The sequence below is a fragment of the Roseateles hydrophilus genome, from assembly GCF_026712245.1.
Classification (GTDB): Bacteria; Pseudomonadota; Gammaproteobacteria; order Burkholderiales; family Burkholderiaceae_C; genus Pelomonas; species Pelomonas hydrophilus.
The window spans coordinates 174,539-190,276 of the sequence record NZ_JAPPUY010000004.1 but is presented as its reverse complement, the minus strand read 5'-3'; the positions used below and the strand labels follow the sequence as shown (position 1 = coordinate 190,276).

Genomic DNA, 15,738 nt, shown 5'->3' with positions numbered 1-15,738 from the left:
GGGGCAGGAAGGGGGCGGTTTCAGTATAGGAGCCCTCCTATAATCGCGGCCGCCTAAGAACCCAGACCCCACGAGACATGAAAAAACTGCTGCAGATCTCGATCACCCTGGCCGCCCTGTTTGGCGCCGCCTCCGCGCAGGCTCAGGACGTGAAGGCCGGTGAAAAGAAGATCGCGATGTGCATCGGCTGCCATGGCATTCCGGGTTACCAGGCCAGCTTCCCCGAGATCCACAAGGTGCCCATGATCGCGGGCCAGAACGCCAAGTACATCGTGGCGTCGCTGCAGGCCTATGCCAAGGGCGAGCGCAAGCACCCCACCATGCGCGGCATCGCGACCTCGATGAGCGAGCAGGACATGCTCGACGTGGCCGCTTTCTACGAGCAGCAGGCCAAGAAGCCGGCCGTGCCGGAGAGCGTGCCCGCTGCGCCGGCCAATGTGGCCGAGCTACTGACCAAGGGGGCCTGCATCTCCTGCCACGGCGTCAACTTCAGCAAGCCGATCGACCCGGCGTATCCCAAGATCGCCGGTCAGCACGCCGACTACCTGACCGTGGCGCTGAAGTCCTACAAGACCGAGAAGAATGCCAACATCGGCCGCAGCAACGGCGTCATGGCGGGCCAGGTCAAGCAGTTCAGCAACGCCGAACTGAAGGCCATCTCAGGCTACATCGCCAGCCTGCCGGGCGAGCTGGCCACCGTGCCGCAGGGCAAGATGCGCTGACGCACACGGCGCGCGCCTGTGAAAGAGCCGCCTCGACCGAGGCGGCTTTTTTTCGCCTCGGGCAAACTGTGCAGGGCTGCACACTGCCGGCCCTGGCCCTGAACCGATACTCGGTTGGATGGAAACGACGCTGTCATGTTGAAGAAGATCCCGACCTCTGAGGCCAGGCTGGGCATGTACCTGCAATCGATGGAGGGGGCCTGGCTGTCCCACCCATTCTGGAAAACCAAGTTCGTGCTGACGGATGCCGTCGACCTGGCTGCGCTGAAGGCCAGCGGCGTGCCGGCGGTGTGGATTGATGTGAGCAAGGGCGCGGATGTGGCGGTCGTCGAAGACCCCAAGCCCAGCCCTGTCATGACGGTGGCGTCTCCCGCGCCGGTCGCTGCGGCTGTGCCACCCCCGCCTCCACCACCACCACCGCCGGCTGCGCGTGTCAGCATGGAGGCGGAGCTGGATCGCGCCGGTCAGGTGTTGAACCGCTCCAAGGCGGCCGTCATGGCGCTGTTCAACGAGGCCCGGCTGGGCAAGGCGATCGACAGCGAGGTCTGCCTGCCCATCGTCGATGAGGTGGCGTCGTCGCTCGCCCGTAACCCGTCCGCCTTCGTGAGCCTGGCCCGGCTGAAGGACAAGGACGACTACACCTACATGCACTCGGTGGCCGTGTGCGGGCTCATGGTGGCGCTGGGGCGCCACATGGGCTTGAGCGACACCGAGGTGCGCGAGGCGGGCCTGGCGGGCCTGCTGCACGACGTCGGCAAGATGCAGATGCCGCTGGACGTGCTGAACAAGCCTGGCTCCCTGACCGACGCGGAGTTCAACGTGATGCGCAGCCACCCCGAGCGGGGCTGGGAGATGCTGCGCGAGGGCACGCATGTGCCTGAAGCCGCGCTGGATGTGTGCCTGCACCACCACGAGAAGGTGGACGGCACGGGCTACCCGCACAAGCTGGCGGGCGATCAGATCAGCCTGCTGGCGCGCATGGGCGCGGTCTGCGATGTCTATGACGCGATCACCTCGACGCGGCCCTACAAGAAAGCCTGGGACCCGGCCGGTTCTCTCCAGCGCATGGCGCAGTGGAAGGGGCAGTTCGACCCGGTGGTCTTCCAGGCCTTCGTGAAGAGCGTGGGCATCTACCCCACCGGCACGCTGGTGCGGTTGCAGTCCGGGCGCCTGGGCGTGGTGGTGGATCAGAACCCCGAGGCGCTGATTGCGCCGCGCGTGAAGGTGTTCTATTCCACCAAGTCCAACATGCCCATCCCGGTGCAGTTGCTCGATTTGTCGGCGCCGGGCGCCACCGACCGCATCGCCGGGCGCGAGCCGCCGGAGAACTGGGGCTTCAATCATCTGGAAGAGCTCTGGAATCCAAATCTGAAAAGGTGATTGGGGGCGCTCCTAAACTGCCGGGCCTTGCAGTTCTTGGGGTGGGACGATGAAACGATGGATGGCGGTGGCCGCGCTGCTGGGCTGGGCTCTGGTGGCGTCGGCGCAGACCTTGCGCTGGGCGGGCCAGGGTGACCCGCAGACGATGGACCCGCACTCGCAGAATGAGACGCTGACGAACAACGTCAACTCCCAGATCTACGAGCGCCTCATCCACCGCGACGCGCGGCTGGCGCTGGTGCCGGGGCTGGCCACATCCTGGGCCCAGACCGGGCCGCTGAGCTGGCGCTTCAAGCTCAGGCCGGGCGTGAAGTTCCACGACGGCACGCCGTTCACGGCCGATGACGTCGTGTTCTCGCTGCAGCGCGCGCGGGCGCCCACATCGCAGATCGCCGTCTATGCCCATGCGGTGGGCACGCCCAAGCGCGTGGACGACCTGACGGTGGACTTCCAACTCGCCGCCTTCAACCCCATCTTCCTGCAGCACGTCGAGCAGCTGCCCATCATGAGCCGCAAGTGGTGTGAGACCCACCGCGTGGTGCAGCCGCTGGACTTCAAGGGGCGCGAGGAGAGCCACGCCTCCGTCAACGCCAATGGCACGGGGCCCTTCCAGCTGGTCACGCGCCAGCCTGGCGTGAAGACCGTGCTGCGGCGCAACCCGGCCTGGTGGGGGCGCGCCGACGGCAATGTGCAGGAGGTGGTCTACACCCCGATCGCGAGTGACGCCACGCGGCTGGCGGCCCTGGTGTCGGGCGAGGTGGATCTGGTCAACGACCCGGCGCCGCGCGACATCACGCGGCTGCGCAGCACGCCCGGTGTGAAGATCATCGACGGGCCCGAGAACCGGCTGGTCTTCATTGGCATGGACCAGGCGCGCGACAAGCTGCTCTACGGCCGCGCACCCGGCGACCGCAATCCGTTCAAGGATGTGCGCGTGCGGCGCGCGCTCTACCAGGCCATCGACGTGCAGGCGCTCAAGCTCAAGCTGATGGCCGGCCTGTCCGAGCCGACCGGCGCGCTGACGCCGTCGGCCAACGCGTCCTTCGACGACCCGGCGCTGCAGTCACGCCTGCCGCTGGATGTCGCGGGCGCCCGCAAGCTGATGGCCGATGCCGGCTATGCGGACGGCTTCGAGGTCACGCTGGACTGCCCCAACAACCGCTACATCAACGACGAGGAGATCTGCGCCGCACTGGCCGCCATGTGGGCGCAGATCAAGGTGCGTGTGAAGGTCAACGCGATGCCGCGCGCGCTGTACTTCCCCAAGCTGGAGAAGCTGGACAGCAGCCTGTTCCTGTACGGCTGGGGCGGCAGCATCACCGACGCCGAGGTCATGCTCACGCCCGTGCTGCGCAACCGCAGCGTCAAGGGTGTGGGCGACTACAACTACGGTGCCTTCCGCAACGACCGCGCCGATGCGCTGGCCGCGCGGAGCAGTGTCGAGACCGATGCGAAGAAGCGTGAGCAGCTGATCCGCGGTGCACTGGCGGAATGGCGCGAGCAGGTGAACGTGATCCCGCTGCACCGGCAGGTCATCCCCTGGGCCATGCAGGCTGCGGTGACGGCGGTGCACCGCGCCGACAACTTCGTCGAGCTGGCCTGGGTGCAGATCAAGCGCTGAATCCCGGCGCTTAACTGCGCACTGCAGCGGCGCGCGGCGCGGCAAACTGGCTCAAGCCCAGTTCCAGACCGCGCCATGCCGTACCGTTTTGCCGCCCTCGTGTTGCCCCTGCTTGTGCTGCTCGCCGCGTGTGGCGGTGGTGGTGGCAAGGACGAGGCGAGCTCGACACCGGCAGCCACGACGCCGCCGACGCTGCGCGGCATCGCAGCCACCGGCGCGCCCCTGGTGAATGCACAGGTCAGCGTCGTCGATGGCCAGGGCAAGCTCGTCGGCTCGGCCACCACCCACGCGGCGGACGGCAGCTACAGCCTGACGCTGTCGGCCACCAGCCCGGCGGCGCCGCTGTTCATCCAGGCGCGCGGCGTGGACGCCGCCGGTCGCATGCAGGTGCTGCACTCCATCGTGCCCGTCGTCGCCGCCACCATGGTGGGCCATGTCACGCCGCTCAGTGACGCCGTCGTCGCGCTCGCGCTGGGCACCGAGCCGGCGCCGGTGTTCGCCGCCGCGGCCACCAGCACCAGCCAGCTCACGCAGATGGCCAGCGCCACGACGGCCGCCAAGGACTTCCTCAAGACCCTGGTCAAGACCCAGCTGACCGACCTGAAGATCACCGACCCAGCGACGCTGGACCCGCTCGCCGACGCGAGCTTCGCGGCCAACAAGGGCACGCACGACCTGCTGATCGAGAGTGTGCGCGTGGACTTTGCGCGCTCCAGCACCAACGTGCCGCAACTGCAGATCAGCAACAAGTTCCTCGCCAGCACGGCGCCCGAAGTGGTTGTGGCGCTGCCCACAGCGCAGACGGAACTGCTCAAGGCCACCGGCGCCACGCCCGCCAACGCCATCACGTCCACGCTGAAGGCCGCCACCAGCGCCTCCAAGCTGCTGCCCAACCTGTCGGGCCTGGATGACCTGGGCGCCGCGCTGAACAAGCTCATCGTGCAGGGCAAGGACAGCGCCGCCATTCAGGCCGATGCGCTGTTGACCACCAGCTACGACCGCCACAACAGCCGCACGGCCGCCGGCCTGGCCACGCTGCTGGCCAGCTACTCGGCCGCCAACCGCCAGCTCGGCCGCTTCCAGCTGCTGGGCTGCGCGGAAGGCGCGGCGACCACCGGCGACTGCAGCAAGGTGCTGGTGGCTGCGGCGGTCAGCGACTCGACCGGCGCCATCGTCGATGTCTTCAGCGATGCCGTCAGCTACAACAAGAGCGCCACGACCACGCACAAGTGGAATCTGGCCGGCAACGGCAAGAAGCTGGCAGTGGCCGTGCACCCGCTGGCCTTTGCGGCCAAGAAGGCCGACGGCAGCGCCGACAGCACGCAGAGCCCCAACCCCGGCATCGGCCTGCAGGTGGAGATCCAGGCGCTGGCAGCCGACGCCAGCGTGCTCATCAGCAGCGCCACTGTGCAGCTCACCGGCGGCTTCAGCCTGTCCTTTCGCGACTGCGGCCGCAGCCTGCTGTGCATGTCCTCCGCCGCGGGCACGGCCAGCGTCGTGCCCACCGGCGGCGTGGCCGACATCGCCATCCAGCGCGCCGCCATCGGCTGGGTGGGCGGCGTGGACAGCACGCGAGGCGCCAAGTTCCTTGTCACCACGGCGCTGGAAGACCGCAGCATTTACCTGAACGCGGACGTGCCCGGCGAGCCGGCCGCCGCGCGCTTCCCGGCGCTGGACACGGTCAACAGCAGTGCACTGCTGCGCGCGATCGACCTGCAGGGCAGCACGCTGCAGCTCGACTGGCGCACCTGGGCGGCCGCCAATCCGGACCTGCGCCTCATCGAGATCAAGCGAGTCTTTCGCCCCACCGACGGCAGCGCCCCCACGGTGCTGGACACGGCCGTGCCGCTGCCGCCCAAGACCAGCGTCACGCTCGCCACGCCGTTCACGCCGGCCGTCACGGTCACCACCGAGTTGTGGCTGCAGGCCATGGACCCGCAGGGCCGGCGCTTGCACACGCGCTACACGGCGCAGCCCTGACATGGCCCGGGCGCCAGCATGGGCGCTCAGCACCAGCCCAGACGCCTGGCGATTGGCGCCGGCGGTGACGCTGAGCGAGCGCTGTTCGCCCGCGAGTCGTCCGCGCTGGCGAAACCTCGACACGCGTCTGCGGTGCCGCTGAAGTTGATTAAAGTCGCGGCGCTGCCTGATGAGCAAGCGACTTGTGATGCTCGCTGTGCTGCGCCCCCGTTGCCCATGAAAAGTCCCATGAACCTTCTCAAGCGCAACAACGTGGAAGTCCTGGGCGATCGCGGGCCTGTTCTGCTCTACGCCCACGGCTTCGGCTGCAACCGGGAGATGTGGAACCACATCCTGCCGGCGTTTGCAGAAACCCACCGCCAGGTCGTGTTCGACTACGTTGGCAGCGGCAATTCCGATCGCACAGCGTTCGATCCGCTGCGTTACGCCAACCTCACGGGCTACGCGCGTGATGTGCTGGACGTGTGTGACGCGCTGGGCCTGACGGAAGACGTGACCTTCGTTGGGCATTCGGTGAGCTGCAGCATCGGCATGCTGGCGTCCATCCAGCGCCCCGCCTTGTTCAACCGACTCATCTTGATCGGGCCTTCGCCATCGTTCCTGAATGACCCGCCAGCGTATCTGGGCGGCTTCGAGCCGGAAGACCTTGAAGGCCTGCTGACCTTGCTGGATCAAAACTACATGGGCTGGGCGCAATACCTGGCGCCCGTCGTGGCGGGCGCCTCCGGCGGCGACGCCGTGGCGGGCACCTTGAACGAAAGCTTCTGCTCGACGGACCCGGCCGTGGCGCGCGTGTTTGCGCGGGCCACCTTCTTTGCGGACAACCGCGCAGACCTGCACCGCGTGCCGGTGCCCTCGCTGCTGCTGCAGCACCGCAAAGACAGTCTGGCGCCCCTGGGCGTGGGTGAATACATGCATGCACAGATGCCGCAGAGCACCTTGCGGGTTCTGGACGTCGAAGGGCACTGTGCGCACCTGAGCAACCCGGCGCTGGTCATCGAAGCGATGCAGCAGTACCTGGCTCCCGCCGCCGCCGTCTGAGATCACTGCTGAGTGATGGAACTCCTGGACGAGCTCCCATGCGCCGTGGTGATCACCGACCGTGCGGGACGCATCCTGGGCGTCAATGCAGGTCTCGCTGAACTGGTGGGCGCCTCCCGGCACGGCCTGGTCGGGAGTTCAATCGAGGACCTGCTGCCGCCGGCCAGTCGGATCTTCCTGCAGACGCACCTGTGGCCGACCTTGTTGCGCGATGGGCGGTTGAACGAGATCCACCTGCAATTCAAGGGTGAAGGCAGCGCCAGGCTGCCGGTGCTGTTGAATGCCCGCCTGGGGCAGCACCAGGGCGGGCCGGCCTACTACTGGACGATCTTTTCAGCTGTCGATCGGCATCGCTTCGAGGCCGAGTTGGTGGAGCAGCGCAACCTGGCCGAGTCCCGGAATCAGGCGCTGCTGCATCAGCAGCGATTCATCAAGGGCGTCACGGATGCGATTCCGGGGCTGGTTGGGTACTGGGACAAGGACCTGCGCTGCCGGTTTGCGAACAGGTCCTACCTCGATTGGTTTGGGCAGGACCCTGACCAATTGATGGGCACCTCGCTTCGCGATCTGCTGGGCGGCAGCGTCTTCGCGCTGAACGAGCCATACATCCTGGGCGCGCTCGCCGGGCAGGAGCAGATCTTCGAGCGCAGTCTGGCCAGGGCGGACGGCAGCACGGCGCACACGCTGGCGCACTACATCCCTGATCTGGTGGACGGGGAGGTGCAGGGCTTCTTCGTGCTCGTCAATGACGTGACTGCCCTGAAGCAAAGCCAGACGGTGCTGGAAGAGGCGCAGCGCCTGGGCCAGATCGGCAGTTGGACCTGGCGCGTTGAGGGGGATGTGGTTGCCTGGTCGCCGCAGCTGTTCGCGATTTTCGGGCGGGATCCAAACGGCCCGGCACCCAGCTTCGTCGAGCAGTCGGCGCTCTACCTGCCGGAGGATTTTGAGCGCCTGCGTCGGCAGGTCGAGTCTGCCTTGGTGTCGGGCGAACCGTATGAGATGGAGCTCAGGTACTGGCGCCCGGATGGCTCCGTGGGCTGGGTGGATGCGCGCGGCGAGCTTGTCCGTCATTCGAAGGGCAAGGTCCAAGGACTGCGGGGCACGGTGCAGGAGATCAGCCTGCGCAAAGAGCAGCAGCAAGCCCTGCTGGCCGCCAAGGGGCGTCTGCGCTCGATGTACGAAACCACGCCGGCGCTGCTGCATTCGATCGACGCGCAAGGACGCCTGCTGCACGTCAGCGATGCGTGGCTGGCCCGTTTGGGCTACGAACGCAGCGAGGTGATCGGTCGACCCATCACAGACTTCCTCACGGACGATTCCCGGCGGCGGGCGCGCGAGGAGGTGCTGCCCGCCTTCTTCAAGCTCGGCCGCTGCGACGATGTGCCCTATGAGATGGTGACCCGCGGGGGCGAGATCGTCGACGTGCTCCTGTCGGCCATCCTCGAGCGCGATGGGCTGGTCGACGGTGAACGCAGCCTGTCCGTGGTCCAGGATGTGACCTTGCGCCGTCGCGCGGAGCGCGAACTGGCCCGCGAGCATGAGCGCCTGCGCAACCTGATCGAAAGCACGAACGCGGGGACGTGGGAGTGGAACGTTCAGACCGGTGAGGTGATCGTCAACCCGCGATGGGCGACCATCCTCGGGTGGTCGCTTGACGAACTGGGCACGGTGACCAACCAGTTCCGTGTCGATATTGCGCATCCGGATGAGTTGCCCCACACCAGGCGACTGCTGCGGGACCACTTCGCGGGGCGCTCGGACGCCTACATCACCGAAGCCCGGTTGAGGCATCGGGATGGGCACTGGATCTGGGTGGAAGACCGCGGGCGTCTGATCACCCGCACACCAGATGGGCGCCCGGAGTGGGTTTACGGCATCCACATCGACATTTCCGAGCGCAAGCGGCGTGACGAGGCGCTGTCCAGGCTGAGCATGCAATTGGCCGATCAGCATGAGCTGATGCGGGTGACGCTGCGCTCGATCGGTGACGCCGTGATCACGACCGATGCTGCCGGGCTCATCAGCTGGCTCAATCCGGTGGCCGAGCGCATGACCGGATGGCTGTCCTCCGAGGCGGTGGGGCGTCCCTTGCTGCAGGTTTTCCACATCGTCAATGAAGAGACGCGCGAGTCGGCACCTGACCCGGTCGCCGCCTGCTTGGCCGAAGGGCGCATCGTCGGCCTGGCGCACCAGACGCTGCTGATCTCCAAGGACGGCACCGAGTACGGCATCCAGGACTCGGCTGCGCCCATCCTGAACGCCCAGGGTGAGATGCTGGGCGTGGTGCTGGTGTTCCACGACGTCAGCGAACAGCGCCGCCTGAGCGGCGAGATGACCTACCGCGCCACCCACGATGCACTGACGGGCTTGGTCAACCGCGCCGAGTTCGAGACGCGCATGCTCCGAACGCTGCGGCACGCCCAGGAGCACGACAGCCAGCATGCGTTGATGTACATCGACCTGGACCAGTTCAAGCTGGTCAACGACGCTTGCGGCCACTCCGTCGGCGACCAACTTCTGCAACAGGTCAGCAAGCTGCTGGGTGATGCCGTGCGAGCACGTGACACCCTGGCCCGCTTGGGCGGCGACGAGTTCGCGATCATCCTCGAGCACTGCAACATGGAGCAGGCAGGCCGTGTGGCGCAGAAGATCTGCGACCGCATGGACGATTTCCGATTCATCCACGAAGACCGTCGGTTTCGCATCGGCACGAGCATCGGCCTGGTGCCGGTGGACAAGCGCTGGGCCAGCACGGCAGCGATCCAGCAGGCCGCGGACACCTCCTGCTACGCCGCCAAGGAGGCCGGTCGCAATCGGGTGCACGCTTGGTTCGACACGGATGCCGCCATGCGGGCTCGCAGCCACGAGATTCAATGGACGTCTCGCATCGAGAGCGCGCTGGATCACGACGGTTTTGCGTTGTTCGCGCAGCGCTTCGAGTGCCTGAACGGGCAGGCCCAGGGCCTGCATGCAGAGGTGCTGCTGCGCATGCGCAATGACGATGGCTCGTGGGTTCAGCCGGGTTCGTTTCTTCCGGCTGCCGAGCGTTTCCATCTGGTCTCGCGGATTGACCGCTGGGTCTTGAGTCGGGCGGTCGCCTGGCTGCGCAGTCGCGCGCAGCCCTGCGGCATCGAGAGCCTGAGCGTCAATTTGTCAGGGCGATCCGTTGGTGACCGCGCGTTTCATGGCTGGGTGCTGGAACTGCTCGCGGATGCCGGGCCCGCGGTGTGCAGCAGGCTGTGTCTGGAGATCACTGAAACCGCTGCGGTAACCAACCTGGCGGACGCCGCGGTGTTCATCGGCCAGGTTCGACAGGCGGGCGTGAAGGTGTCGCTGGACGACTTCGGCGCTGGCGCCTCGTCGTTTGGCTACCTGAAGGCTTTGCAGGTGGACTATCTCAAGATCGACGGCCAGTACATCCGCAACCTGGTGACGGAGGCCTTGGACGATGCCGCCGTGCGTTGCTTTGTCGACGTCGCGCAGCTGATGGGCATCAAGACCGTGGCGGAGTTCGTGGACAGCGCCGATGCCTTGCACCGACTTCAGCTGATCGGCGTGGATTACGCCCAGGGCTACCTGATCCACCGGCCCGAGCCCATCGACGCGTTGCTCGCTGAACCGGCCAAGTCAGGTCAGTGACGTTTCACGTGGATGTTTCTGCGCGTGCGCGCGGCGACGGAATGGCAGCTCTGATCCGTGCACTGGGCAGTTCCAGCTGCTGCGCGATGCTCTCGATGCAGCGCTCAAGTTCATGGGCGGGTTTCGTGGCGTGATGTGCAAGCACGGAGACCGCCGCGATGCGCCGATGTCCGACTGGGCCGGAAAGTGCGAGCGTGGCGTGCATGGCCACATGACAGCGCACGCTGTGTGCGGCTGCAGCCTGCAAGCCCCAGGTTTCGCACAAGGCAGCGCCGAGGATGTCGTGCGAAGCGCCAAACGCCTGCATCTCATGCAGCACCAGCGCGGCGTCGTCGGTCGGCGCCTGCTGCCAGATCGATCGGTAGGCCGAAGTCGCATGGCGAAACAGCAAGGCCTTGCCGCATTCCTCGAACAGGCCGGCCGAGTGCGCCGCCCACGCATCAAACCCGAGCGCCTGAGCCACGGCACCCATCCATCGACTGCGTTCCGTGGACCGCTGCCAAAGCGACTCGAGCTCCGGCGCCGGCGGGAACGCGGCGCGCAGGCCATTCTGGAGCGTGATCGAGCCGACTTCGCGATAGCCCAGGTAGGTGATCGCCTCGCGCACCGTCTGCACGCGTCCAGAAAGCTTGAAGAATGCGGAATTGACGGTTCTGAGCAGGGCCGCGCTCAGCGCCATATCGGTTTCGATAATGTCGGCGAGGGCGTCGATGTCGCAGCTGGGTTCAGCCAGCAAGGCGGCCATCTGCAGAAGCGCCAAGGGGGGCGCTGGCAACTCAAGATTCAGGGCGTGCCGGGCCGCACCTGCCATCGATTCGTCCAAGCTAGCCTCGCGGTCGTTGCACGCAGATGGAGGGCCGCCGCCTGCGGGGGGGGGGGGGGGGGGGGGGGGCTGTGCCCGCGCCGCTCATGGTGCGCTGAACGTTGCGCAATCAGTCTACTGCGCGAAGGGGCAGGACCGCGCCGGGCCGTCACCACGGCGGCCACTGCACGCGCCCATGCAATCCGGTTTGCGTTGGTGGACGGGATGGCGGAAAAAAGAAAAGCGCCCATTTGGGCGCTCTGCTATTGGGTTCCTGGCGGAAGCGGTGAGATTCGAACTCAAGAAGTTTTTACTAATTTCCCTTTGAAATCAACTACTTAGTTCACTTCTGCCGGCCTCCAACTGTCACAGTTATCTGTCACGCGGCGAGCCTGGATAGTACCCCCTCTGCAAGCCGCAGCGAACCACTTCTGTCCAGCCTCGGCGCCTACCCCAAGTCGATGCCGGTCGCGTCTTTCAGCTTCTTCTTCAGGAAGCCCTCGGCTACCTTCTTGCCGAACTCCATCATCATGCTGAAGCCGCCGCCGCCCGCCTCCTTCATGGCCTGCTTGGTCCGCTCCCACACCTCTTGCGACTGCATCGTTTCAATGAAGTCGTGGCCCTTCCAAGTGATTTCCAGCGGAAGCGCCTGGCTGAATGCGTCGCTCATCGTCGTGATGTCTGCAATCTTAAGAAGTCCCGCCTGTCCCATCAGAGAGACGTGATGGCCTACTGCCTGTTCAGTGTGCCCATCAATCACCAGCGGATTAGGTATGTGCTGCCCCTCAGGCACGGCAGCCAAGGTCAGCAGGATCGTCCTGACCAGTTCCATGTCGCGCTTCATTACCTCTCCCGTTTATGTGGCTGGCGGTGGTCGCCGTGCGCCCATCATCGCTGGCTGAACGTCGCCACCGTGTCCAGCCACTCCCCGAAGTCCGACTCGACCACCTCGACCCCGCACAGGAACTCCAACTCGCGGTTGCCATCCGCACGTGCCTGACGTTCTCGGCCGACCCTGGCCGCATCCACAGCCTGGGCGGTGAACCAGCGGGGCATCCGGTGCAGCAGGGCAGCGGTGCGAGTAGAGATGGTGGTGGTTTGCATGACCGGCGCTTCGTGTTGGTAGAGCCAGTCTCGGCCTCAGCCGGTGTGGCAGCTATCACCCAGAGGTGGGAGCGATGGGGGATGGCGCCCCCCCCGTATCCCCCTCGTATCCCCCAAAAGGGGGAAGCCGGGTCAGAACGGCACATCCATCAACTCGATGCCCAGCGCGTCCAGCACGCGCTCCTCGATGCCAGGGGCGTCCACATCGTCCACACGGACCACCAGCCGGCGCCAGCGGGTGCAGCCCACGCGGTAAGCATGCCCCGGGAGTGGTGTGCTGTACAGGTAGCGCATCGGCTTGCCGGAGTCGTCGGTCATCACGCCCATGTCGAAGGCGGCCGCGTCGATTCCGGTGAGTTGGAAAGGCTTCAGGTGGGTGTCGTCGTAGGTCATGGGGGACCTCCTGGAGGAACGTCATGCACCCAGGCCGGCACCATGCCCCTGGGGTCGATGTCAGGCGCGGGCACGGCCCTTGGCTTGCCCTTGCCGGCGGTGGGTGGAAATCGGGCCTTGGCGCGGGCCTCCGCGTCATCCACAGCCTCACGCACCGGGTCACACCACCAGACCTGGGGGAACAGCTTCGGGCTCTTGTAGTGGGTCCCAAGGTCTTCGTAACCCAAGACCATGATTTGGCCGTCCCTTACCTTGACCCGCACTTTGTCGAGTTGCCAGATGAGCCGATCCTCGCCCCGCGAGCCCAGCAGCGAAGCGGTCAGGGGCCTGCGCTCGCCGTCGTCGGCCCAGCCGCGCATCACGGAGACCCACAGGCGGCCGCGCTGCGGCACCATCATTTCCAGTTCGGCCTGCGCCAGCTTCATGCCTCGCTGCCTTGTCCTGATTGCATCCACCCACATGCTGTATGTTTATACAGTATTCGACCCATGCTGTGCCGAGTCAGGGGGCAAAGTCAGCCGAGGACCGATAGGCGAGGTCACGCTCCGCTTGGAGGGCCGTGCCCCCGGTAGTGGGTCTTCAGGGCACTCGCCTGTTCCCGCTGCTGTTGACCGGCCTGGAGGACTAGGCCGGGCTCCCTGAGGGCTGAGGCGGATCAGCAGAGCTGCGCGGTCAGGGTTGCGCCTCATGCACTGCAAAGCTGGCCGTCTAACATCGCAGTCACACGGGCAGAGATTCGCAAGGGAGCGACGTGGATCACATCATCACCAAGCCGGCAGCGTTGACTGGCTACGCAGTGCATCGAGCTGTTGCCGGCCTCCTGGATGGCAAGGCGGCCCAGTTCGTTGACCGAGGGGACCACCTGGTGGTCCGTGTCGCCGAGCCCCTGGAGGGCGCTACCCCCGTGCCCCTGCGGGAGTTCTCGGTCGGCAGCATCCTGGGCTTCACGCTGAGGGCATCAACTGGTGCCAAGGTCAAAGGGCGCCATCGGTACTGGCCGACGAATGACTGGCGCAGCCGGCATGCCTGGCTTGACCGCAAGGCCGCACTGCACGGGTTTGAGGTCATCTCGGTGCATTGCACTGCCCGCATGGCCCTCATCGAGGCATCGGGGCGCAGGTTCTCCATTGACCAGACCGATTTCACCGGGGTCCTGAAGGTCCTGGATGTCGAGCGTTTTGGCGAGGCACTGAGCCAAGGCGTGGGTAGCACAGGCAAAGCGTTCGGTATGGGCATGTTGTGCCTGTGACCAGCGGCAGACCACAAGCCAATCACGAGGGAGAGACTGCTATGAACACCATCCTTATCGAGGCCACCATCACCACGGTGGCGCCGCTGTCCATCGCCATGCCTGTCGCCGAGGGGCAGCAGGAGAACGAGTGGAAGAACTTCCCCGTGACTGCGGTGGGCCTGGACGATGCGGGCCAACTCCGACGCACCGGATACCTGCCCGCCAGCACCGTGCGTGGGTTCTTGCGGCGGGCCGTGTCGATGGCGGCCATGCAGGCCCGAGGTCCTGGCAACACCACGATGCAGCAGGCGTACAGCGACATCCTGGGCCAGGCTGGTGATGGCAAAGAAGAGGTGGACTTGCTGCAAATGTCCAAGGAGCGTGAAGCCGACCCCATCCTCGATTTGTTTGGCCGGTGGTCGTTCAAGAGCCGCCTGCTGGTCTCCAACTTCATGCCCGCCGTTCCGGTGTTGCCAGAGCCCATCACGGGCACCCGCAAGGACTTGGAGGACACGGAGGGCGTGCTGGAGGCACTGACCGACGGTGACCGTGCGGCCTACTTTGGCCGCTCCGATGCAAACGCGGACCGTGCGGCTGCGGAGGCCCTGGTCAGTGGCATCAAGGCAAAGTTGCGCAAGGCGAAAAAAGCAGGTACGGACGCGGCAGACCTGGAGGCCGCCCTCGCGGAAGCTGAAGCCAAGGCCGCCAGTGCCAAGGCTGCAATGGGGGACATGCAGAACAGCAGCCGCACCATCACGACGTTCTATGCGCTGCCCTCAGGGCTGGCGCTGTCGGGAAAGCTGGTCGTCGAGCGTGCCCGCGAGCGAGACCTGGATTTGCTGCTCGTCGGCCTCGATGCATTGTCCAGGCGGCCCCTGCTGGGCGCCCAGGTGGCGCGGGGCTGCGGGGAGGTGGGCGGCCGGTTTGTCGTGAGGGTGGATGGCGCTTTGCACAGCATCGTCACGACACAGGGCTGGCAGGCCATGCAGGTGGAGCGTTTTTGAACTGCCCTACTGCCTGAAAGCTGAACAGCGTCATGGACTTGCAGTTATCGAGTTCAAGCCACCCGGTAGATGGGTGGTTCCTGGAACCAGCCTGCACCCGTCAACGACGGCGGCCCGGTTCAAGCCACCCGGTAGATGGGTGGTTCCTGGAACCAAAGACGCGAGGTGCATTCGGTCGTAGCCGTTCAAGCCACCCGGTAGATGGGTGGTTCCTGGAACTCGTCGGCCCCGTGGGCGCAGAGCCAGCAGGTTCAAGCCACCCGGTAGATGGGTGGTTCCTGGAACTAGTCGGTGCCAAAGCGCGCCGCGGCCTTGGTTCAAGCCACCCGGTAGATGGGTGGTTCCTGGAACCCGACGGCGCTGAAGTAGCCCACCAGGCCAGTTCAAGCCACCCGGTAGATGGGTGGTTCCTGGAACCCAGAGCTGGGCGTCAGCGATGTCAGCGGCGTTCAAGCCACCCGGTAGATGGGTGGCTCCTGGAACGTGTTGGTGCCGCCGCTGTCCATTGCACCGGTTCAAGCCACCTGGTAGATGGGTGGCTCCTGGAACCAGACCAAGAGTTACGAGCACTGGAGCGGGGTTCAAGCCACCCGGTAGATGGGTGGCTCCTGGAACGTGATCGTCTGCGGGCCAATCACGCCGTCGGTTCAAGCCACCCGGTAGACGGGTGGCTCCTGGAACGACCGCTCTTTCGGGCTGACAGGTTCTTCCGTTCAAGCCACCCGGTAGATGGGTGGCTCCTGGAACATGTACTTCGCCACGTAGCCGGCCGCGTCAGTTCAAGCCACCCGGTAGATGGGTGGCTCCTGGAACGGAATGCC

13 protein-coding genes are annotated in these 15,738 nt (G+C 65.9%); 8 read left to right on the top strand and 5 right to left on the bottom strand.

Features of this window, described 5'->3' with window-relative positions:
- Nucleotides 1-77: 77 nt before the first annotated feature.
- The 6 genes from NYO99_RS15885 to NYO99_RS15860 all read left to right on the top strand — a co-directional run bounded on the left by NYO99_RS15885 (nucleotide 78) and on the right by NYO99_RS15860 (nucleotide 10,383).
- Nucleotides 78-722, top strand: coding sequence for a c-type cytochrome (locus NYO99_RS15885; protein ID WP_268168224.1), 645 nt, complete (start codon nucleotides 78-80; stop codon nucleotides 720-722).
- Between the two features lie 135 nt (nucleotides 723-857).
- Entirely contained in the window at nucleotides 858-2,102 is a 1,245-nt protein-coding gene (locus NYO99_RS15880; protein WP_268168223.1) for an HD-GYP domain-containing protein, read from the top strand.
- A 49-nt stretch (nucleotides 2,103-2,151) separates the two neighbouring features.
- The gene (locus NYO99_RS15875; protein WP_268168222.1) at nucleotides 2,152-3,723 is read left to right on the top strand and encodes an ABC transporter substrate-binding protein; all 1,572 of its coding nucleotides are present in this window, start codon (nucleotides 2,152-2,154) and stop codon (nucleotides 3,721-3,723) included.
- 99 nt (nucleotides 3,724-3,822) lie between these two features.
- Nucleotides 3,823-5,703 (top strand): hypothetical protein, encoded by a 1,881-nt coding sequence (locus NYO99_RS15870; RefSeq protein ID WP_268168221.1) that lies wholly within the window; start codon nucleotides 3,823-3,825, stop codon nucleotides 5,701-5,703.
- 18 nt (nucleotides 5,704-5,721) lie between these two features.
- Entirely contained in the window at nucleotides 5,722-6,744 is a 1,023-nt protein-coding gene (locus NYO99_RS15865) for an alpha/beta fold hydrolase (protein WP_268168220.1), read from the top strand.
- A 15-nt stretch (nucleotides 6,745-6,759) separates the two neighbouring features.
- On the top strand, nucleotides 6,760-10,383 hold the full coding sequence (locus NYO99_RS15860) for a bifunctional diguanylate cyclase/phosphodiesterase (RefSeq protein WP_268168219.1): 3,624 nt from the start codon (nucleotides 6,760-6,762) through the stop codon (nucleotides 10,381-10,383).
- A gap of 4 nt (nucleotides 10,384-10,387) precedes the next feature.
- On the opposite strand, the gene NYO99_RS15855 is transcribed toward NYO99_RS15860, so the two are convergent.
- The 5 genes from NYO99_RS15855 to NYO99_RS15835 all read right to left on the bottom strand — a co-directional run bounded on the left by NYO99_RS15855 (nucleotide 10,388) and on the right by NYO99_RS15835 (nucleotide 13,107).
- On the bottom strand, nucleotides 10,388-11,206 hold the full coding sequence (locus NYO99_RS15855) for an HDOD domain-containing protein (protein ID WP_268168218.1): 819 nt from the start codon (nucleotides 11,204-11,206) through the stop codon (nucleotides 10,388-10,390).
- Between the two features lie 427 nt (nucleotides 11,207-11,633).
- The gene (locus NYO99_RS15850; RefSeq protein ID WP_268168217.1) at nucleotides 11,634-12,029 is read right to left on the bottom strand and encodes a DUF2513 domain-containing protein; all 396 of its coding nucleotides are present in this window, start codon (nucleotides 12,027-12,029) and stop codon (nucleotides 11,634-11,636) included.
- 44 nt (nucleotides 12,030-12,073) lie between these two features.
- On the bottom strand, nucleotides 12,074-12,289 hold the full coding sequence (locus NYO99_RS15845) for a hypothetical protein (RefSeq protein WP_268168216.1): 216 nt from the start codon (nucleotides 12,287-12,289) through the stop codon (nucleotides 12,074-12,076).
- Nucleotides 12,290-12,421: 132 nt separating this feature from the next.
- Nucleotides 12,422-12,682, bottom strand: a complete 261-nt coding sequence (locus NYO99_RS15840) for a hypothetical protein (protein WP_268168215.1) — start codon at nucleotides 12,680-12,682, stop codon at nucleotides 12,422-12,424.
- A complete protein-coding gene (locus NYO99_RS15835; RefSeq protein ID WP_268168214.1) occupies nucleotides 12,679-13,107 on the bottom strand; it encodes a hypothetical protein in 429 nt (142 codons plus the stop codon). Before NYO99_RS15835 ends, NYO99_RS15840 begins: the two co-directional genes overlap by 4 nt.
- Nucleotides 13,108-13,433: 326 nt before the next feature.
- On the opposite strand from NYO99_RS15835, the gene NYO99_RS15830 reads away from it, so the two are divergent.
- Nucleotides 13,434-13,931: a type I-E CRISPR-associated protein Cas6/Cse3/CasE gene (locus tag NYO99_RS15830; RefSeq protein WP_268168213.1), complete on the top strand. Its 498-nt coding sequence runs from the start codon at nucleotides 13,434-13,436 to the stop codon at nucleotides 13,929-13,931.
- Nucleotides 13,932-13,972: 41 nt separating this feature from the next.
- Entirely contained in the window at nucleotides 13,973-14,917 is a 945-nt protein-coding gene (locus tag NYO99_RS15825) for a hypothetical protein (RefSeq protein WP_268168212.1), read from the top strand.
- Nucleotides 14,918-15,738 lie beyond the last annotated feature (821 nt).